General features: G+C 40.8%; 20 protein-coding genes. 19 read left to right on the forward strand and 1 reads right to left on the reverse strand.

The features are described from left to right. Positions 1 to 199 precede the first annotated feature (199 nt). The 17 genes from RDY04_RS00405 to RDY04_RS00485 all read left to right on the forward strand — a co-directional run bounded on the left by RDY04_RS00405 (position 200) and on the right by RDY04_RS00485 (position 15,872). Complete coding sequence (locus RDY04_RS00405; RefSeq protein WP_303952643.1) at positions 200 to 1,054, forward strand: bifunctional methylenetetrahydrofolate dehydrogenase/methenyltetrahydrofolate cyclohydrolase; 855 nt, start codon at positions 200 to 202, stop codon at positions 1,052 to 1,054. Between the two features lie 3 nt (positions 1,055 to 1,057). Then, positions 1,058 to 1,894: an NAD(P)H-hydrate dehydratase gene (locus RDY04_RS00410; RefSeq protein ID WP_303952645.1), complete on the forward strand. Its 837-nt coding sequence runs from the start codon at positions 1,058 to 1,060 to the stop codon at positions 1,892 to 1,894. Between the two features lie 121 nt (positions 1,895 to 2,015). Then, the gene (gene pbp2b / locus RDY04_RS00415; RefSeq protein ID WP_303952647.1) at positions 2,016 to 4,130 is read left to right on the forward strand and encodes a penicillin-binding protein PBP2B; all 2,115 of its coding nucleotides are present in this window, start codon (positions 2,016 to 2,018) and stop codon (positions 4,128 to 4,130) included. A 109-nt stretch (positions 4,131 to 4,239) separates the two neighbouring features. Beyond that, entirely contained in the window at positions 4,240 to 4,836 is a 597-nt protein-coding gene (gene recR / locus RDY04_RS00420) for a recombination mediator RecR (protein WP_003094128.1), read from the forward strand. Positions 4,837 to 4,938: 102 nt separating this feature from the next. Further along, positions 4,939 to 5,775, forward strand: a complete 837-nt coding sequence (gene licT, locus RDY04_RS00425) for a BglG family transcription antiterminator LicT (RefSeq protein WP_303953210.1) — start codon at positions 4,939 to 4,941, stop codon at positions 5,773 to 5,775. Positions 5,776 to 5,997: 222 nt separating this feature from the next. Beyond that, on the forward strand, positions 5,998 to 6,495 hold the full coding sequence (gene ybeY / locus RDY04_RS00430; RefSeq protein ID WP_048787858.1) for an rRNA maturation RNase YbeY: 498 nt from the start codon (positions 5,998 to 6,000) through the stop codon (positions 6,493 to 6,495). Continuing rightward, complete coding sequence (locus RDY04_RS00435) at positions 6,476 to 6,880, forward strand: diacylglycerol kinase family protein (RefSeq protein ID WP_295496621.1); 405 nt, start codon at positions 6,476 to 6,478, stop codon at positions 6,878 to 6,880. Before ybeY ends, RDY04_RS00435 begins: the two co-directional genes overlap by 20 nt. Before the next feature lie 18 nt (positions 6,881 to 6,898). Continuing rightward, the gene (gene era / locus RDY04_RS00440; protein WP_303952649.1) at positions 6,899 to 7,798 is read left to right on the forward strand and encodes a GTPase Era; all 900 of its coding nucleotides are present in this window, start codon (positions 6,899 to 6,901) and stop codon (positions 7,796 to 7,798) included. A 44-nt stretch (positions 7,799 to 7,842) separates the two neighbouring features. Continuing rightward, positions 7,843 to 8,664, forward strand: a complete 822-nt coding sequence (gene mutM, locus RDY04_RS00445) for a DNA-formamidopyrimidine glycosylase (protein WP_303952651.1) — start codon at positions 7,843 to 7,845, stop codon at positions 8,662 to 8,664. Next, the gene (coaE, locus tag RDY04_RS00450) at positions 8,661 to 9,254 is read left to right on the forward strand and encodes a dephospho-CoA kinase (RefSeq protein ID WP_303953213.1); all 594 of its coding nucleotides are present in this window, start codon (positions 8,661 to 8,663) and stop codon (positions 9,252 to 9,254) included. Before mutM ends, coaE begins: the two co-directional genes overlap by 4 nt. A gap of 50 nt (positions 9,255 to 9,304) precedes the next feature. Then, positions 9,305 to 10,528, forward strand: coding sequence for a multidrug efflux MFS transporter (locus RDY04_RS00455; RefSeq protein WP_303952653.1), 1,224 nt, complete (start codon positions 9,305 to 9,307; stop codon positions 10,526 to 10,528). Continuing rightward, positions 10,518 to 10,664 (forward strand): 50S ribosomal protein L33, encoded by a 147-nt coding sequence (rpmG, locus tag RDY04_RS00460; protein WP_002890443.1) that lies wholly within the window; start codon positions 10,518 to 10,520, stop codon positions 10,662 to 10,664. Before RDY04_RS00455 ends, rpmG begins: the two co-directional genes overlap by 11 nt. A 45-nt stretch (positions 10,665 to 10,709) precedes the next feature. Next, positions 10,710 to 10,946 (forward strand): preprotein translocase subunit SecG, encoded by a 237-nt coding sequence (secG, locus tag RDY04_RS00465; protein WP_002886135.1) that lies wholly within the window; start codon positions 10,710 to 10,712, stop codon positions 10,944 to 10,946. Positions 10,947 to 11,008: 62 nt separating this feature from the next. Further along, positions 11,009 to 13,462: a ribonuclease R gene (gene rnr / locus RDY04_RS00470; protein WP_303952657.1), complete on the forward strand. Its 2,454-nt coding sequence runs from the start codon at positions 11,009 to 11,011 to the stop codon at positions 13,460 to 13,462. Between the two features lie 21 nt (positions 13,463 to 13,483). Beyond that, positions 13,484 to 13,948 carry an SsrA-binding protein SmpB gene (smpB, locus tag RDY04_RS00475; RefSeq protein WP_002885905.1) on the forward strand — a complete coding sequence of 155 codons (465 nt, stop codon included), beginning with the start codon at positions 13,484 to 13,486 and terminating at the stop codon, positions 13,946 to 13,948. Between the two features lie 147 nt (positions 13,949 to 14,095). Continuing rightward, entirely contained in the window at positions 14,096 to 15,502 is a 1,407-nt protein-coding gene (locus RDY04_RS00480; protein ID WP_303952659.1) for a Cof-type HAD-IIB family hydrolase, read from the forward strand. Between the two features lies 1 nt (position 15,503). Next, positions 15,504 to 15,872: a S1 RNA-binding domain-containing protein gene (locus RDY04_RS00485; RefSeq protein ID WP_002886108.1), complete on the forward strand. Its 369-nt coding sequence runs from the start codon at positions 15,504 to 15,506 to the stop codon at positions 15,870 to 15,872. A 96-nt stretch (positions 15,873 to 15,968) separates the two neighbouring features. Here RDY04_RS00485 and RDY04_RS00490 read toward each other — a convergent pair whose 3' ends face one another. Further along, positions 15,969 to 17,054 (reverse strand): Xaa-Pro peptidase family protein, encoded by a 1,086-nt coding sequence (locus RDY04_RS00490; protein ID WP_303952661.1) that lies wholly within the window; start codon positions 17,052 to 17,054, stop codon positions 15,969 to 15,971. 314 nt (positions 17,055 to 17,368) lie between these two features. Between RDY04_RS00490 and ccpA the strand changes: the two genes are divergently transcribed. Both ccpA and RDY04_RS00500 read left to right on the forward strand, forming a co-directional pair. Next, the gene (ccpA, locus tag RDY04_RS00495) at positions 17,369 to 18,370 is read left to right on the forward strand and encodes a catabolite control protein A (protein ID WP_303952664.1); all 1,002 of its coding nucleotides are present in this window, start codon (positions 17,369 to 17,371) and stop codon (positions 18,368 to 18,370) included. A gap of 58 nt (positions 18,371 to 18,428) precedes the next feature. Next, positions 18,429 to 19,496 carry an MmcQ/YjbR family DNA-binding protein gene (locus tag RDY04_RS00500; protein WP_303952666.1) on the forward strand — a complete coding sequence of 356 codons (1,068 nt, stop codon included), beginning with the start codon at positions 18,429 to 18,431 and terminating at the stop codon, positions 19,494 to 19,496. Positions 19,497 to 19,504: the final 8 nt, after the last annotated feature.

Below are 19,504 nucleotides of genomic sequence, written 5' to 3' on the forward strand. Positions count from 1 at the left end.
AAAAGACCTTAAGAGTTATTGAGGAGGGAGTCAGCAAAATTTTTGTAGATTAATTACGAAGAATAATCAGACGAAGTTGGGACAAATTCCCAGCTTTTTGTGTTTCATTTTAAATGTCTTTTTGAAAATTTTGAAAATTGAGTCACAAAGAGGCCTCCCTATGGTATAATTGAAAAAAAGTATGTATTGGAGAACACCCATGGCGATTATAATGGATGGTAAGGCCCTAGCTGTTAAAATGCAGGATCAATTACAAGAAAAGGTAGCACGTCTAAAAGAAAAGGAATGGATTGTTCCAGGACTCGTGGTGATTATGGTCGGAGACAACCCTGCTAGTCAAGTTTATGTGCGTAATAAGGAACGTGCTGCTAAAAAGGCTGGTTTCCACAGTAAGACGGTCAATCTTTCTGAGAGTATCAGCGAGGAAGAATTGATTGAGGTTATTGAGAAGTACAATCAAGATCCGATTTTCCATGGTATCTTGGTTCAGTTGCCATTGCCAAATCATATTAATGAAATGCGTATTCTTTTGGCTATTGATCCTAAAAAAGATGTCGATGGTTTCCATCCTATGAATACTGGTAATCTTTGGAATGGTCGTCGTCAAATGGTACCTTGTACACCGGCTGGGATTATGGAAATTCTTCGTGAGTACAATGTTGAATTGGAAGGTAAGACAGCGGTTATTATCGGACGTAGTAACATTGTTGGTAAACCTATGGCTCAGCTTCTCTTGGAGAAAAACGCCACAGTTACTTTGACCCACTCACGTACACCACATTTGGCTAAAGTTTGTAACAAGGCCGACGTTTTGATTGTGGCTATTGGCCGTGCAAAATTTGTCACAGAAGAATTTGTCAAAGAGGGTGCGGTTGTCATTGATGTAGGAATCAACCGCGATGAAGAAGGTAAACTCTGTGGCGATGTTGATTTTGATCAAGTGAAAGAGAAGGTTGGCATGATCACTCCTGTCCCAGGTGGTGTAGGTCCTATGACTATTACCATGCTGATGGAACAGACCTATCAAGCTGCTCTTCGTAGTTCGAAAGGATAGCTTATGGAAGTTGATGACGATTTAGTTAGGCAAGTGATAAGACCTAGATTGAGAGAGTCTCACAAGGGCTCTTATGGTCGAGTGCTTTTGGTTGGTGGACTTTATCCTTATGGTGGTGCCATCATTATGGCTGCTATTGCCTGTGTCAACAGTGGTGCAGGTTTGGTTACAGTTGCTACAGATCGTGACAATATCACAGCCCTTCATGCTCACCTTCCTGAAGCTATGGCCTTTGACCTAAGGGAGACGGAAAGATTTCTTGATAATCTTAGGGCAGCTGATGTGGTATTAATCGGTTCTGGCCTAGGTGAGGAGGAGACGGCTGGTCGAGCCTTGGATTTGGTCTTGGCAAATATTAGGTCAAACCAGAACTTGGTTGTTGATGGTTCTGCTCTTAATCTGTTGGCACACAAAAAAAAGAGCAGTTTGCCAGAGTGTCACCTTATACTTACTCCCCATCAAAAGGAATGGGAAAGACTGTCTGGTTTAGCTATTTCAGAGCAGTCGGTTTCCAATACTCAAAGAGCCTTAGAAGAGTTTCAAAGTGGGACAATTCTAGTTGCCAAGAGTCATAAGACAGCTGTTTATCAAGGAGCAGAAGTAGCCCATATAGAGGTCGGTGGGCCCTATATGGCAACGGGAGGAATGGGAGATACCTTGGCTGGTATGATTACTGGTTTTCTGGCCCAATTCGCCTCAATTGGCTCCTATAAAGCAGTTACAGTTGCAGTCTGGCTTCACTCAGCTATTGCATATAATCTCGCTGAAAATGCTTATGTGGTTTTACCGACTCGCATCAGCAAGGCTATTCCTAGCTGGATGAAAAAATTGTCATTATAAATCTGAAAACATGTCTCAAATTGAGGCAAGTTTTTTTAAATTTCGATATTTTTTTAAGTTTGCTGAAGATAATTTGTGATAAAATATAAGAAAATTCTTATAAGAACATAGAGGAAACAAAGTGACATCATTTTGGGAAAAAAATAGTCAAAAATGGAAAATACGGCTTCAGAAGCGAAAAGAAAAACGAGCGAATAAACCTAGAAAGCCAGTAAACATCTCGCGTCGTGTTTACTTGCTTTTTGGTGTCGTTTTTGTTCTTTTTTTGTTACTTTTTGCGCGTTTGACCTATATGCAGGTTTATAACAAATCGTTTTATACTAAAAAATTAGAGGATAACTCCAAGTATACGGTTAGGATTGCAAGCGAACGTGGACAAATCTTTGATGCTAAAGGGGTTGCCCTCACGACTAACCAGAGTAAGGACGTTATTACCTTCACACGTAGCAATTTGGTGTCATCAGATACGATGAAGAAGGTCGCTGAAAAGTTGGCGACCATGGTGACTCTGACAGAGACCAAGGTGACCGATCGACAGAAACGTGACTTTTATTTAGCAGATTCTGCCACTTATAAGCGTGTTGTTAATGATCTTCCAAACAACAAGAAAACAGATAAATTTGGTAATAAATTAGCTGAAGCTACTATCTACAATAATGCTATTGATGCGGTTCCTGATGAAGCTGTTGATTATTCTGAGGACGAGCTAAAGATAGTCTACATTTATTCTCAGATGAATGCTGTTTCTAATTTCTCAACAGTCACACTGAAAACGGCGGACTTGACCCCTGATCAGATTGCGATTGTGGCAGCCAAGCAGAAGGAACTTAACGGAATTACAGTTGCTAAGGATTGGGAACGTCACACGTCTGATTCGGCCTTGTCCCCTCTTATCGGTAGGGTTTCAAGTTCAGAAGCAGGACTGCCTCAGGAGGATGCTAAGGATTATCTTAAAAAAGGCTATGCCCTAAATGACCGTGTGGGTACCTCTTATTTGGAAAAAGAGTACGAAGAGAAGCTCCAAGGAAAACATACTATTCGTGAGATTACTGTGGACAAGGAAGGTCAGGTTGATAGTGATAAAATCACTCAGAAAGGTAGCAAGGGAAACAACCTGCAGTTGACCATCGACCTTGATTTCCAAAAGGGAGTTGAAGATATCCTTGGCCAACAACTTTCTTCAGAGATTTCAGAGAATAAAGCGACTTATTCTGAAGGTATGTACGCAGTAGTTATGAATGCGGATACTGGTGCTGTCCTTGCTATGGCAGGACAAAAACACGAGCAAGGGGCACAGGATTTTAAGGCTGATGCCTTAGGGACAATCACCGATGTCTTTATTCCAGGTTCTGTAGTTAAGGGGGCTACTTTAACCGCAGGTTGGCGCTCGGGTGCTATCTATGGGGACCAGGTATTAACTGACCAACCTATTAATATTGCTGGTTCGCCCTCAATTACCTCTTGGTTTACAGAGAAAGGTAGTCGTGCCATTACCGCAACTCAGGCCTTAGAATATTCCTCAAATACCTATATGGTTCAGATTGCTATCAAACTTCTTGGGCAACAGTATGTTCCAGGGATGTCCTTGTCGACTGATAATATGGAAAAGGCGATGACGACGCTTCGTGATACCTATGCTGAATTTGGTATGGGTGTGTCTACGGGACTTGATTTACCTGGAGAATCAGAAGGTTACATTTCCAAGAATTATAATGTAGCCAATGTCTTGACAGAGGCTTTTGGACAATATGACTCTTATACAACTATCCAGTTGGCTCAGTATGTTGCTTCAATCGCAAATGGTGGAAAACGTGTAGCGCCTCACATCGTCGGAGGTATCTATGATGCTGGTGAAAATGGTAGTCTAGGAACTTTATCTTCAACTGTAGACACACGTGTCCTTAACAACTTATCCTTAGATTCTGAGCAATTAGGGATTATCCAACAAGGGTTTAATGACGTGGTCAATTCAGGTTCTAGTCTTGCAACCGGTAAAGCCATGGCAAGTTCTATTATTCCAATTAGTGGTAAAACAGGGACAGCCGAAACTTATGCAACAGATGGTTCAGGAAATTCAGTAACGACAGTTAACCTTAATGCTGTGGCCTATGCGACCGCCAAAGATGGTACGAAGTTGGCAGTTGGGATTATGTACCCACATGCTCTAGATGGGAAGAGTGGGGCCCATCAAAATGCAGTCAAAGCTATTATGGAACTTTATCAAAATACTCACTAAACATCTAAAGTCTCTTGTGCCTTGCACGAGGGATTTTTCTGTGATATAGTGTTTGAGTATTTGTTCTTTAAGATATGAATTGAGAAAAATAAAAGAAATGGAGGCCTTCATGCTTTACCCTACTCCAATTGCTAAACTGATTGATAGTTTTTCAAAACTTCCAGGAATTGGGGCTAAGACGGCGACACGTCTGGCTTTCTATACTATTAACATGTCTGATGAAGATGTCAATGATTTTGCAAAAAATCTTTTAGCAGCAAAACGTGAATTGACTTATTGTTCGGTTTGTGGTCGCTTAACAGATGATGACCCATGTAATATTTGTATGGATGAAACTAGAGACCGTACTAAGATTTTGGTTGTTGAAGACTCCAAAGATGTTTCTGCTATGGAAAAGATTCAGGAATACCGAGGTCTCTACCATGTGCTTCAAGGGCTTATCTCCCCTATGAATGGTGTTGGACCAGATGATATTAATTTAAAGAGTTTGATTACCCGTCTTATGGATAGCGAGGTTGACGAGGTCATCATTGCCACTAATGCAACAGCAGATGGTGAGGCAACATCTATGTATATTTCACGTGTCCTCAAACCTGCAGGTATCAAGGTGACCCGCCTAGCGCGTGGGTTGGCTGTTGGTTCTGACATTGAGTACGCTGATGAAGTAACCTTGCTAAGGGCCATCGAAAATCGAACAGAACTGTAGAAAAAAGTGTTGGTATAGCCAGCACTTTTTGTTTATTGTAATTAGGTTTCTCATTAAAAATTTGTTAAAATAAAAGAAAGGCTTAAATGATGAGGAATCATGATGCAAATTGAAAAAATTTTAAATAACAATGTTGTCCAAGCTACGGATAATGATGTGGAATATATTGTTATGGGTAAGGGACTAGGCTTTCAAAAGAAGGTAGGAGAGACGGTTGATAAAGAGAAGATTGAAAAGACCTTTGTCTTGGAAAATCCGGAGACAGAGGCCGAATGGACTCGTGTGTATGTAGATTTGTCTGATGGTGAAATGCAGGTTTTTTTGAATATCATTACTTTTGCTGAAGCTGTCCTGCAAACCAAGTTTGAACCCTCTTTTTTTATCGCTCTTGCAGACCACCTTCATTATGCTATTGAACGCAGTAGAGAAGGCATATTCCTGCAAAACCCTTTGGCCTGGGAAATTCGAAAATTTTACCCTCGGGAGTATGAAATTGGAAAACAAGCTCTTCGTTTGATTGCCAATGATTTAGAGGTTGAATTGGCAGATGATGAGTCAGCTTCTGTCGCTTTGCACTTTGTCAATGCACAAAAGGATACGGGTCTCCATGAAAAAGACCGACAGCTAACTCAAATTGTGGTTGGCATTAGTGAGATTATCCGTCTTCATTTTGGTTGTGATTTAGAGGAGGAAAGTTTTTCTTATAACCGTTTTATTACCCATCTCCAATATCTAGCACAACGTATTGTGAGTGGGGTTAGTGGTGGTAAAAACGATGCTTTTCTATATGAACAAGTTAAGGTTAACTACCCGGAATCTTTTATTTGTACCCAAAAGATTGTCATCTACATCAAGTCAAGTTATGCTTTTGAACTTAGTTTAGACGAACAAGTCTATTTAACCATTCATATTCAACGTCTTAGAGATAATATCGATTAGGAAGCGATTCTCATAGCTACTATACAAAAAGCAGACAATTAGGCTCAAGTCTGCTTTTTCTGTGCCCTTGTGATATAATGAATTGATTGATATTGTACTGAAATCACTCGATGAAAGTATTGAATGCAATTTAGTATTCGTAATAAAAAGCTAATTTGTTAGGGAAAGGAAGGGAACGGCTCTGTCCTTTAAGTAGGCTCAACTGTTCCGAAAAAGCATGCTATGTACGTTGAAATGATTGATGAGACTGGACAAGTCTCAGAAGAAATAAAAAAACAAACCTTGGAATTACTTGATTTTGCAGCTCAAAAACTTGGCAAGGAAGACAAGGAAATGGCGGTTACATTTGTAACTAACGAACGTAGTCACGAATTGAATTTGGAGTATCGTGATACGGATCGTCCAACCGATGTTATTAGTTTGGAGTATAAGCCGGAGTTAGATATTACCTTTGATGAAGAAGATTTGGCTGAAAATCCCGAATTGGCTGAAATGATGGGGGAGTTTGATAGTTATATCGGCGAACTCTTTATTTCTATTGATAAGGCTCGCGAACAAGCTGAGGAATATGGACATAGCTACGAGCGTGAGATGGGCTTTTTGGCTGTTCACGGATTTCTTCATATCAACGGGTATGATCACTACACCCCAGAAGAAGAAGCGGAAATGTTTGGATTACAGGAAGAAATTTTGACTGCTTATGGACTTACGCGACAATAACCCACAAAAAAAGTGGAAAAACAGAGAATTTACGGCCAGTTTTGAGTTTGCTCTGACAGGGATAATAACGGCCATTAAAGAAGAACGCAACATGCGTAAACATTTGGTATCAGCTATCTTAGTGGTATTGGCTGGCTTGATTTTTCGTGTGTCTGCGACAGAATGGCTCTTTCTTCTGCAGGCAGTTTTTCTAGTAATTGCCCTAGAGATTGTTAATTCTGCCATTGAAAATGTTGTTGATTTGGCCAGTAATTATCACTTTTCTATGTTAGCTAAAAATGCTAAGGATATGGCTGCAGGAGCGGTCTTGGTTGTCTCTTGTTACGCACTCATTACTGGTATGATTGTTTTCATACCTAAAATTTGGAATTTGATTTTTAACTAAAAAATAGAAAGAAGATATATGACATTTAAATCAGGATTTGTGGCCATTCTTGGTCGACCTAATGTAGGAAAATCAACTTTTTTGAACCATGTTATGGGGCAAAAAATTGCTATCATGAGTGATAAGGCTCAAACAACCCGTAACAAAATTATGGGGATTTACACAACAGAAAAAGAACAGATTGTTTTTATCGATACACCGGGTATTCACAAGCCCAAGACAGCACTTGGAGATTTCATGGTGGAATCTGCTTATTCAACCCTTCGTGAAGTGGATACAGTTCTCTTCATGGTTCCAGCTGATGAGCCGCGTGGTAAGGGTGATGACATGATTATCGAACGTCTTAAGCAAGCCAAGGTTCCGGTTATATTGGTGGTTAATAAGATTGATAAGGTCCATCCAGATCAGCTCCTTGAGCAGATTGATGATTTCCGTAAACAAATGGATTTCAAGGAGATTATTCCAATCTCAGCTCTCCAAGGAAATAATGTTTCCCACCTTGTAGATATTTTGAGTGATAATCTTGAGGACGGTTTCCAGTATTTCCCATCGGATCAAATCACAGACCATCCAGAGCGTTTCTTGGTCTCTGAGATGATTCGTGAAAAAGTCCTACAGTTAACGCGTGAAGAAATTCCGCACTCAGTTGCTGTTGTCATTGATTCTATGAAACGTGATGAAGAGACTGATAAAGTTCACATTCGTGCGACCATCATGGTTGAGCGTGATAGCCAAAAAGGTATTGTCATCGGTAAAAAGGGTGCTATGCTCAAGAAAATTGGTACCCTTGCCCGTAAAGATATTGAAGTTATGCTAGGGGATAAGGTCTTCCTTGAAACCTGGGTTAAGGTTAAGAAAAATTGGCGAGATAAAAAACTTGATTTGGCCGATTTTGGTTACAATGAAAAAGAATATTAAAAAGCTGGGCATTTGCTCGGCTTTCTTGTTAGAAGGAGGAGCAGATGCCTGAGTTACCTGAGGTAGAAACTGTTAGACGAGGGTTAGAAAGATTGGTAGTAGGTCGGACCATTGTGTCTGTTGAAGTTAAGGTTCCGAAAATGATCAAGACTTCCTACGATAATTTTCTGAATGACTTAGCTGGCCAAACTATTCAAGCCATGCGACGTAGGGGTAAGTACTTGATTTTTGACTTTGGACAATTGATTATGATTTCCCACTTGCGCATGGAAGGAAAATACCTCTTGTTTACAAATCAGGTTCCTGCTAATAAGCATTTCCATCTTTTCTTTACCTTAGATGATGGGTCGACCCTTGTTTATCAGGATGTCCGCAAGTTTGGGACCTTTGATTTATTGGCTAAAAATCAAGAGGAGGCCTATTTTACAAGGAAAAAGCTTGGTCCTGAGCCCACCAAGAAGACCTTTAAATATGCACCGTTTGAGAGAGCCTTGATGACCTCTGCCAAGCCCATTAAAAGTCTCCTCTTGGAGCAGAAATTAGTGGCCGGTCTAGGAAATATCTACGTTGATGAGGTGCTTTGGGCAGCCAAGGTTCATCCTGAGACGCCAGCAAAGAAACTCAGCAAGGCAGCTATGAAACGGGTCCATGATCAAACGATTGCTATTTTACAGCTAGGCATTGAAAAAGGTGGCTCAACCATAAGGACTTATCGTAATGCCCTTGGTGAGGATGGGACCATGCAGAACTATTTGCAGGTTTACGGAAAGACGGGACAACCTTGTCCACGCTGCGCAAGCACAATTGAGAAAATCAAGTTAGGAGGGAGAGGAACACATTTGTGTCCTTATTGTCAGAAACGATGATTATTGGGTTAACAGGTGGTATTGCTTCAGGAAAATCTACTGTTGCTGAAATGATTAAAGAGGCAGGTTACAAGGTCATTGATGCTGATCAGCTTGTACACGACATGCAGGCCCAAGGGGGCCGTCTGTACCGTGCCTTACTTGATTGGTTGGGAGAGGGGATTCTCCTTCCTAATGGAGAATTGAATCGTCCTAAACTAGGGCAACTGATTTTTTCCAATGAGGAGATGAGACAGCGGTCTGCTGAGATTCAAGGAACAATTATTCGAGAGGAACTAGCAACTCAAAGGGATCGTTTGGCCAAGGAAGAAGATGTTTTTTTCATGGATATTCCCTTGCTTATTGAAAATGGGTATCAGGACTGGTTTGATCAGATTTGGTTGGTGGCAGTGTCACCGGAGGTCCAGTGCCAACGCTTGATGAAACGTAATCACTTAAGTGTTGAGGAAGCTAAGCTGCGTATTGATAGCCAGATGTCTTTAGCTGAGAAAATGCCTTATGCCAGCTTGGTTCTTGATAATAACGGTAGTCTCGATGATTTGAAGGAGAAAGTGAAGAGCGCAATAAATGATTTAACGAGCTCCTCATAGCCAGCCATTGTGATATAATGGATAGTGAATTTTAGAAAGAAGATGATTATTTGTGCCAAAAAGAGCTTAAAAGTACTGATTGGCAACGTAACTTTAAAATTGCATGGATAGGAACCTTTTTTACTGGAGCTAGTTTCTCCATTGTTATGCCTTTCATGGCCCTCTACATTGAGGAACTGGGTATCAAAGGAGATATGGTCGAATGGTATGCTGGCTTGTCTGTTGCCATCCCTGCCTTAGCCTCTGCCTTGGTTTCCCCTATTTGGGGACGCTTGGCTGACCGTTATGGTCGAAAGCCTATGATGATTAGGGCTAGCATGGTGATGACTTTTACAATGGGAGGTCTTGCCTTAGTCCCCAATGTTTTCTGGCTGCTTTTCTTAAGAACGCTGAATGGTTTGTTTGCGGGCTATGTCCCAAATGCCACAGCTTTAATTGCTAGTCAAGTTCCTCAGAACCGTTCTGGCTATGCCCTGGGGACCTTATCTACGGGTCTAACGGCAGGTGTTCTGATTGGCCCTTTGTTAGGTGGGACCTTATCTGAGGCGTTTGGTATGAGGGGCACCTTTTTGTTGGTTGGACTCATTCTATTTATCTGCTGTCTTTTAACTATCTTTGGTTTGCGAGAGGATTTCCAGCCTGTCGAAAAGGGAGAGATGATGACTCTTTCTCAGGTTTTTGCAAAAATTCCCAGCAAATCTATGTTAATTGGCCTGTTTGTGACCAGTATGATTATCCAGATTTCTGCCCAATCGATTGCGCCCATGTTGGCCCTTTACATTCGTTATTTAGGTCAGAGGGACAATATCCTTTTTTACTCAGGGTTAATAGTTTCTGCTATGGGCTTCTCTAGTCTCTTAAGTACCCCTTTCCTGGGAAAATTGGGAGACCGTATTGGAAATCATCGCTTGCTTTTAATGGGGCTATTTTATAGTTTTCTCTTGTATTTCCTCTGTGGTTTTGCTGGTTCAGCCTTGCAACTGGGTATCTTACGTTTTGCCTATGGCTTTGGAGTGGGTGCCCTGATGCCTAGTGTCAATTCTTTATTGACCAAGATGACACCCAAAGAAGGAATCTCAAGAATATTTAGCTTTAATCAAAGCTTTTCATATATTGGACAGGTTTTAGGTCCTTTTGTTGGTTCAGCAGTTGCAACAGGGCTAGGTTATCGCTGGGTCTTCTTTGTGACTGCAATGATCGTCTTTGGAAATTTTGTCTGGTCCTTAATCATCTTTAGAAAATTGCTAGGAGTCAAGAATATAGGTGAGAGTTAAAATCAATTTAAAGTGTAGTGAATGTGGGAGCATCAACTATCTCACAAGTAAAAATAAACAGAATCATCCTGAGAAAATTCAGGTACCCAAATTCTGCCCCAAGGATAGAAAAGTAACCTTACATGTTGAATCTTAAAGGGTTCTATGGTAGAATAAAAAGGACTTTTTCGGAGGAATAACTATGTACGACTTATTATTAACGCTGCTCTTGGTGATGTCAGCTATTATTGTGATTGCGGTATTCATGCAGCCACAAAAAAATCCAAGTAGCAATGTCTTTGATGGTGGTGGGTCAGAAGCACTATTTGAACGTAGTAAACCACGTGGTTTTGAAGCCTTTATGCAACGCTTCACAGGAATCATGGTTTTTCTATGGATTGTAGATGCAATCGTCCTTTCCATTCTCTCAAGTAAGTAATGAGCTGACTGAGGTTGGCTCATTTTTTGCGTTATAGTCAATAAATAAAAGAAAAGGAAATCATGAAAGAATCTATTATAAATTATTTGAAGGAGCATGGGAAATCCAGTGTAAACGACATTGCCCAGACTCTTAATCATGCTGGGGGAGAAAAGTTCCCTCAGCTCATCAAGGCCATATCAGCCATGGAAAGTAAGGGGCAGTTGCGTTTTAACCGAGATGGCTCTGTATCCTTGCGTCCTAAGAAAGAAAATCCTAATCAGGTGACTGTTGAAGGTGTCTTCCGTGCCAATAAGAACGGTTTTGGTTTCTTGCATGTCGATGATAGTGAAGATGATATGTTCATTGGTCGTAATGATGTTGGCCATGCCATTGACGGTGATACTGTTGCCGTTGTTATCAAGAAGCCATCAGATCGTTTGCGTGGGACAGCAGCAGAAGCACGAGTTGTTGAAATTGTAGAACGTTCGCTTAAGACTGTTGTAGGGAAATTTATCCTTAGTGACGAGAAAGAACCTTATGCGGGTTACATTAAGTCGAAAAATCAAAAAATTCAGCAGCCAATTTATATCAAGAAAGAACCAGTTGCCCTAGATGGTACTGAAATTATCAAGGTTGATATTGAAAAATACCCTAACCGTCACTATGATTATTTCGTAGGAAGTGTTCGTGACATTATTGGTCATCAGGGGGATGCTGGTATTGATGTCTTGGAAGTCTTGGAATCAATGGATATTGTTTCAGAATTCCCAGAGGATGTCATGGCGGAAGCAGAAGCTGTCCCAGATGCACCGAGTCAGGAAGACCTCGTTGGTCGTGTTGACCTTCGTCAAGAAGTAACTTTTACCATTGATGGAGCTGATGCTAAGGACTTAGATGATGCAGTCCATATCAAACGTTTGCCAAATGGTAACTTTGAGCTTGGTGTTCATATTGCCGATGTGTCCTATTATGTCACAGAAGGTTCTGCTCTTAACCGTGAGGCTGTAGCACGTGGGACTTCTGTTTATGTGACAGACCGCGTGGTACCAATGTTGCCTGAGCGTCTTTCGAATGGTATTTGTTCACTAAATCCCAATGTTGATCGCTTGACGCAGTCAGCCATTATGGAGATTACTCCAAAAGGTAAGGTGGTTAATCATAAGATTTGTCAATCTGTGATTAATACAACCTTCCGTATGACCTACAGTGATGTCAATGAGATGTTGGCTGGAAATCCAGAAAAGATTGAGCAGTTTAAGCCAATCATGGATTCTGTAACAGCTATGGCAGAACTGCATAAGATTTTAGAAGACATGCGTGAGCGTCGTGGTGCTCTTAACTTTGATACGTCTGAAGCTCGTATCTTGGTTAATGAGAAGGGAATGCCAGTGGATATCGTAGTGCGTGAACGTGGAACAGCCGAGCGAATGATTGAATCTTTCATGTTGGCTGCCAATGAATGTGTGGCAGAGCACTTCGCTAAGGCTAAGTTGCCATTTATCTACCGTATCCACGAAGAGCCAAAAGCTGAGAAATTGCAACGCTTCATGGATTATGCTTCTATCTTTGGTGTTCAAATCAAAGGAACTGCCAATAAGATGGATCAGCTAGACTTGCAAGAGTTTATGGCCAAAGTTCAGGGCAAACCTGGAGCAGAGGTCATGAACATGATGCTGCTTCGTTCAATGCAACAAGCCCGCTATTCAGAACACAATCACGGACACTATGGACTTGCGGCTCAGTACTATACCCACTTTACTAGTCCAATCCGTCGTTACCCAGACCTCTTGGTTCACCGAATGATTCGTGAGTACACCAACAATATGTCTCAAGAAACGCGTGAACATTTTGAAGAGGTTATTCCTGAGTTAGCGACATCATCTTCAACTCTTGAACGTCGTGCCATTGATGCTGAACGTGTCGTTGAAGCTATGAAAAAAGCAGAATACATGGAAGAGTTTGTTGGTCAAGAATTCGATGGTATTGTCGGAAGTGTGGTTAAATTCGGTATGTTTGTGGAATTGCCAAACACTATCGAAGGTTTGGTTCACATCACGACCCTTCCAGAATTTTACAATTACAATGAACGTACCATGACACTTCAAGGTGAGAAAACTGGTAAGACTTTCCGAGTTGGTCAGCCTATCCGTGTCAAGTTAACACGTGCGGATAAGGAAACCGGAGACATTGACTTCCAATACCTTCCAAGCGAGTATGATGTCACTGAAAAAGTAGACCACAAGGCTCGTCAGGAACGTGAAGAGAAGGCTAAGTCCTTCCGTAACAGAGGACCACGCCGTGATCGTCAAAACGGTGATTTCGAAGGTCGTGGTAAACGTGGAGATAAGCGTAACCGTCAAGATAGTAGTGGTTATAAAGGGTCTTATGATGAAAAGCGTAAGTCATCTAAGAAACCAGATAAGCGTAAAAATCAAAACCGTCCTCATAATGATAATAAGGGACGTGAGAGTGGCCGTCGTAAGAAAAAAGGAAACAAACCTTTCTACAAGGACGTTGCTAAAAAACGAAAATAGGATGAGAATGGAGGGACTGCTATGCCAAAGGGTGAAGGCAATGTTGTTGCTCAGAATAAAAAGGCTAGACATGACTATAGTATCGTTGATACTATCGAAGCAGGTATCGTACTGACAGGAACGGAGATCAAATCCGTTCGTGCGGCACGCATCCAACTAAAAGATGGCTATGCCCAAATCAAGAATGGTGAGGCCTGGTTAATTAATGTTCATATTGCTCCTTTTGAGCAGGGGAATATTTGGAATCAGGATCCAGACCGTACGAGAAAATTATTGCTTAAGAAAAAGCAAATCACCAAACTTCAAAATGACCTTAAGGGAACAGGGATGACCTTGGTTCCTCTTAAGGTATACCTAAAAAACGGTTTTGCCAAGGTATTGCTTGGTATTGCCAAAGGGAAACACGATTACGATAAACGTGAATCTATCAAACGTCGTGAACAAGAACGTGATATCAAACGTATTATCAAGAGTGTTAACCGTTAAAATACCTATCATCTAAGACTGACCTGGTCTTAGATGATTTTTTGCTTTTTAGCTTTAAGAAATGATATAATAGGAGTATCATACGGTCTTTAGTTAGGATAGTAGGTATACCTAACTCTGGTCGTGATACTGTAAAGGAGATTAGCGATGCCAGTAGATGCAAAAACAAAATACAAGGCCAAGAAGACCAAGATTGTTTTTTTCGATATTGACGATACGCTTCGTGTCAAAAAGACAGGTTACATTCCTGAATCTATCAAGGCTGTTTTCAAAGGACTTAAAGAAAAAGGAATTTTGACGGGGGTTGCCACAGGACGTGGCTACTATGGTGTCGTTGAGGATATTCGAGACCTAGAGCCCGATTATTTTGTAACCATCAATGGAACTTATGTGATTAACCGAAAAGGGGAAGAAATTTATAACCAGCCCCTAGCTCGTGAGGTTACAGAAGCTTTTGTTGCTTGGTGTAAAGAGATCGGGATTGCTTGGGGTTTTGCTGGTAAGGATAAGCCAGTTGTCTCAGAACGTTCAGAATTGATTGATGATGCTATGGTGCCTGTCTATGGTATTTGTGATGTGGAGCCAGACTTCCACTTATCGAACGATGTTTACCATATGTGGACTTTTGCAAAAAATGATGGTGAGCTTGAGTTACCAGAAGAACTCGCAGCCCATGTCCGTATGGTACCTTGGCATGAACACTCATCTGACATCGTAGCAAATGGTATCTCAAAGGCATCTGGTGTCGAGCATGTCTTGGAGCACGAAAACCTTAAACCGGTCAATGCTATGATGTTTGGGGATGGTCCAAACGATATGGAAATCTTTGATTATGTTGGACTTAAGATTGCCATGGGTAATGCCACACCGGAACTGAAAGAAAAAGCAGATTACGTTACAGGAACAGTAGAAGAAGATGGCATTTTCAATGCCTTGGAGGAACTCGGATTGGTAGAAAAAGAACTTCATTTCCCACAACTTGACTTGGATACAGTAGAAGGTCCAGTCGTAACAATTAAAACAAACCATGGTGATTTGGTCATCAAGCTTTTCCCTGATCATGCACCGTTAACAGTTACTAACTTTGTCAATTTGGCCAAGAGTGGCTACTATGACGGTGTGATTTTCCACCGTATTATCAAGGACTTTATGATTCAAGGTGGTGACCCAACTGGTACTGGTATGGGTGGTGAGTCAAGCTTCGGTGGTAGCTTCCAGGATGAATTTTCTGAAGAGCTCTATAACCTCCGTGGTGCGCTTTCTATGGCCAATGCTGGACCAGATACTAATGGTAGCCAGTTCTTCATTGTTCAAACGCCTGAAATTCCTTATGCTAAAAAGGAACTCGAACGTGGTGGTTGGCCAGCACCAATCGCAGAAGCTTATGCTGAAAATGGTGGAACACCTCACCTAGACCGTCGTCACACAGTCTTTGGTCAATTGGTGGATGAAGACTCTTACAAGGTGCTTGATGAGATTGCCAATGTTGAAGTTGGAGCTCAAGATAAGCCACTTGAAGATGTTGTGATTGAAACAGTTGAGGTAGCAGACTAAGATGAAAATTGGAGACAAGCTTAGGGGTGTTATCACAGGCATCAAGCCTTACGGTGCCTTTGTTTCATTGGAAAATGGTACCACAGGCTTGATTCACATCTCAGAGATTAAGACAGGTTATATCGACAACATCTACAATACCCTCAAGGTAGACCAGGAGGTCTTGGTTCAAGTTGTTGATTTTGATGAATTTACACAAAAGGCCAGTCTTTCTTTGAGAACCCTTGAAGAGGAAAAAAATAAAATCCCTCATCGTCATCGTTTCTCAGACAGTCGTTTGAACTATGGCTTTAAACCTTTGGCAGAAGCAATGCCAGGATGGATTGAAGAAGGACTTGACTATCTTAGACAAGAGCATGAGGAAAAATAGTAAAAGCTGACTCTCTATGAGTCAGCTTTTTTGGTGTTTTCTATTTGGCTACAAACAAAAAGGCCTTCAATTAAGTTGAAGACCCATGTTTATTAATTAGACATCAAAATAGAGCAATTCTTTTGGTGTGTGTGTGAAGACTTCAAAGCCATCTTTTGTCACATAACCACAGTCCTCAATACGAACACCAACTTTTTCAGGAATGTAAATACCTGGTTCAACAGAGAAACACATTCCTTCTTCGATTACCAAGTCATTTCCTTCCATGATTGAAGGGAACTCGTGGACATCCATACCAAGTCCATGTCCCAGACGGTGGTTGAAGTATTCACCGTAACCAGCTTTTTCAATAACATTACGTGCTGCAGCATCGACTTCGCTGGCAGTTACACCTGGTTTGATAAAATCAAGGGCAGTGAGTTGAGCTTCCAAACAGATATTGTAGATATCTTTCTTGAATTGGTCAGGTTGACCAACAGCTACGGTACGTGTCATATCTGAAACATAGCCTTGACTAACAACACCCAAGTCGAAGAGGAGGAGGCTGTCATTTTCAATGCGGTTAGTTCCTGGAATACCATGTGGGTTTGCTGCATTGTTGCCTGTGAGAACCATCGTTTCAAAGGACATTTGATTGATGCCGATTTTCTTCATGCCAAATTCGATTTGAGCAATGATATCTGTTTCAGTAACGTCGAGAGAGATATTGTCGAAACCGATATTAACAGCTTTATCAGCATAATCACCAGCAACAATCATTTTTTGAATTTCATCAGCTGACTTGATAACGCGCATTTTTTGAATGAATGGTGTCAAGTTTTCAAAGCGACCTTCAAAGACCGTTTGCAATCCTTGGAACTTAGTCACATTGAGATTGTCAAACTCTGCATAAATAATAGGGCTATCTGTACTTGCTAGACCAGTTTTGATTTTTTGCCATGGATTTTCAGAGTCCACATATCCAAAGACTGGGAAGTCGAGTACAGCAGAGGCACGTGCAACCTCAAGAGCAGGAACAAAGAGGGCAGGCTCACGATTTTCGTAGACGAAGAGGAACATTTGGCGTTCATGTGGGTCACAATCAAAACCAGTAAGATAATTGACAGTTACAGGATCTGAAACAATAGCTAGCCCTGATTTATTTTCATTCAAAAAATGACGAATGCGATCAAGTTTAGACATAGAAAAAACTCCTTTGTATTTCTTACACTCATTCTGTCACTTTTATAAGGAAAATGCAAGCTGTTTTTGGCTTTTCATTAAATCATTTGCTTTCGTTGAGTTTTTTTAATCTTATAGGTTGTAAGCGATGAATAATCATGGAAGCGCGAAATGATAGCCCAATATTTGAAATAGCTTTCTTTACCTTAGCTATCAAAAGAGGATCCCTTTCATTTTTTTGTAAAAAATCAGTCAAAACAATTGAAAGTGTTTTCAAATTTTGCTACAATTATTATGAAAGAGTGTGCATTAAGTTTAGAAAGGAAGTGTTTCTTATGAATACTGATGAAACAATCACAATTTACGATGTTGCGCGTGAAGCCGGAGTATCGATGGCAACTGTTTCTCGTGTTGTAAATGGTAACAAAAACGTAAAAGAAAACACCCGAAAAAAAGTTCTCGAAGTTATTGATCGTTTGGATTACCGTCCAAATGCAGTTGCGCGTGGCTTGGCGAGTAAAAAAACAACTACTGTAGGAGTTGTCATTCCAAATATTACAAATAGCTATTTTGCTACTCTAGCTAAAGGTATTGATGACATTGCAACCATGTACAAGTATAATATTGTTCTTGCTTCCAGTGATGAGAATGACGATCATGAAGTTACAGTCATTAATTCTCTATTTGCTAAACAAGTTGATGGTATTATTTTTATGGGACACCATCTGACAGAAAAAATCCGTGCAGAATTCTCTCGTACCCGTACACCGATTGTTCTAGCAGGAACAGTTGATCTCGAACACCAATTACCAAGTGTTAACATCGACTATAAAGCTGCCGTTGAGGATTGTGTAACGCAACTTGCTAAAAATAATGAAAAGGTTGCTTTTGTATCAGGACCACTAATCGATGATATTAATGGCAAACTACGTTTGGCTGGGTATAAGTCTGGACTTGAAAAGAATAATTTGAGCTACAACGAAGGACTTGTCTTTGAAGCTAAATATAGCTATAAAGACGGCTTTGATTTAGCACAACGTGTCTTGAACTCTGGTGCCACTGCTGCCTATGTTGGGGAAGATGAATTGGCTGCAGGTCTCTTAAATGGCCTCTTTGCTGCAGGCAAATCAGTTCCAGAAGATTTCGAAATCATCACAAGCAATGATTCACCGATTACAAGCTACACACGTCCAAACCTTTCTAGTATAAACCATCCTCTCTATGATTTAGGGGCAGTTAGCATGCGTATGTTGACTAAAATTATGCATAAGGAAGAACTTGAAGATAAGGACGTTATTCTTAATCATGGTCTAACTTTACGCCAGTCAACAAAATAAAAAGGAGTTGGGACCTCAGTTTGTCTCAACTTCTCTTTTTTAGAAAAAGGGAGAATGAATGGCCTTTGAGGATGCTTATTTTAAACAGAAAGTCCTAAAACCTGATAGCCTAGAACCTTTTGGTTTTATAACTAGTGAGAAAGGCTACGAGCTCAGAAAACCACTGATAGCTGAAGGACTTGAGGCTCGACTATTCATTGATTTAGAAGGTAAGTTGACAGGACAGGTTGTCGATAGTGATCTTGATGAGCCTTATGATATCTTTAGGAGTCCTCAGGCTACCGGAACTTACGTTGGTCAAGTCAGAGAAGCTTATGGAGATCTCCTATCGCAAGTAGCTAAGTTTTGTTATGATGATCAATTGTTTACATCTCCGCAAGCTAATCGTCTGGCTAATTTTATAGTTAAGGAATTTTCAGACCAAGCTGATCATCCTTTTGAGAAATATCCAGACTATCTTTCCTTTCGGGTTGATGGTAAATGGTATGCCTTGTTTTTTTCTCTTAAAGGAGAAAAACTAGGGCTTGGTGGAGAAAAGGCAGAATCAACATATGATGTGGTTAACCTCAAGGTTAATCCGAAGCAAATGGATAAGCTCTTGAAAATGGATGGCGTTTTTCCTAGCTACCATATGTCCAAGAAGACCTGGGTCAGTCTTGTTTTAGATGAGACCTTGCCGGACCAGACCATTTTTGAGCTTCTTAGTGAAAGTCGCTCCCTAGTGGCCCCAAAACATCTTAGAAAGGCTTCGGAGCCTCATTATTGGATTATCCCAGTAAATTTGAAATACTACGATATTGGGGAGGAGTTTTCCGCAAATGAGGAGATTCTTTGGACCCAGAAAGCTAGTATGCAAAAGGGAGATTTCGTGGCTATCTATATCACGGCACCTACCAAGGCCATCCGTTATCTCTGTCAGGTTTTAGAAGCGAATATCCCTAATCAAGGTTATCGTGAAGAGGAGAGTATTAAGGAGTTGATGCGGATTAAACCCTTATACACTTTTAATGACACTGACTTTGATAGTGATAGACTAAAGAATTTAGGTATTAAAACTGTTCGAGGTCCTCGGCATATGACGGATGAGTTAGTTCAGGCTTTATCCCTTTACCTAAAAGGAAAATAGAAGGAGGA

The sequence above is a fragment of the uncultured Streptococcus sp. genome (assembly GCF_902463925.1).
In the GTDB taxonomy this organism is placed as follows: domain Bacteria; phylum Bacillota; class Bacilli; order Lactobacillales; family Streptococcaceae; genus Streptococcus.

Bases quoted from the DNA above. Each gene is read 5' to 3' on its own strand.
- RDY04_RS00480 (WP_303952659.1), top strand. From the start codon at position 14,096: ATGCCAGTAGATGCAAAAACAAAATACAAGGCCAAGAAGACCAAGATT.
- RDY04_RS00405 (WP_303952643.1), top strand. From the start codon at position 200: ATGGCGATTATAATGGATGGTAAGGCCCTAGCTGTTAAAATGCAGGAT.
- coaE (WP_303953213.1), top strand. From the start codon at position 8,661: ATGATTATTGGGTTAACAGGTGGTATTGCTTCAGGAAAATCTACTGTT.
- ybeY (WP_048787858.1), top strand. From the start codon at position 5,998: ATGTACGTTGAAATGATTGATGAGACTGGACAAGTCTCAGAAGAAATA.
- RDY04_RS00485 (WP_002886108.1), top strand. From the start codon at position 15,504: ATGAAAATTGGAGACAAGCTTAGGGGTGTTATCACAGGCATCAAGCCT.
- recR (WP_003094128.1), top strand. From the start codon at position 4,240: ATGCTTTACCCTACTCCAATTGCTAAACTGATTGATAGTTTTTCAAAA.
- era (WP_303952649.1), top strand. From the start codon at position 6,899: ATGACATTTAAATCAGGATTTGTGGCCATTCTTGGTCGACCTAATGTA.
- RDY04_RS00490 (WP_303952661.1), bottom strand. From the start codon at position 17,054: ATGTCTAAACTTGATCGCATTCGTCATTTTTTGAATGAAAATAAATCA.
- rnr (WP_303952657.1), top strand. From the start codon at position 11,009: ATGAAAGAATCTATTATAAATTATTTGAAGGAGCATGGGAAATCCAGT.
- secG (WP_002886135.1), top strand. From the start codon at position 10,710: ATGTACGACTTATTATTAACGCTGCTCTTGGTGATGTCAGCTATTATT.
- RDY04_RS00435 (WP_295496621.1), top strand. From the start codon at position 6,476: ATGGACTTACGCGACAATAACCCACAAAAAAAGTGGAAAAACAGAGAA.
- ccpA (WP_303952664.1), top strand. From the start codon at position 17,369: ATGAATACTGATGAAACAATCACAATTTACGATGTTGCGCGTGAAGCC.
- RDY04_RS00500 (WP_303952666.1), top strand. From the start codon at position 18,429: ATGGCCTTTGAGGATGCTTATTTTAAACAGAAAGTCCTAAAACCTGAT.
- smpB (WP_002885905.1), top strand. From the start codon at position 13,484: ATGCCAAAGGGTGAAGGCAATGTTGTTGCTCAGAATAAAAAGGCTAGA.
- mutM (WP_303952651.1), top strand. From the start codon at position 7,843: ATGCCTGAGTTACCTGAGGTAGAAACTGTTAGACGAGGGTTAGAAAGA.
- licT (WP_303953210.1), top strand. From the start codon at position 4,939: ATGCAAATTGAAAAAATTTTAAATAACAATGTTGTCCAAGCTACGGAT.
- RDY04_RS00410 (WP_303952645.1), top strand. From the start codon at position 1,058: ATGGAAGTTGATGACGATTTAGTTAGGCAAGTGATAAGACCTAGATTG.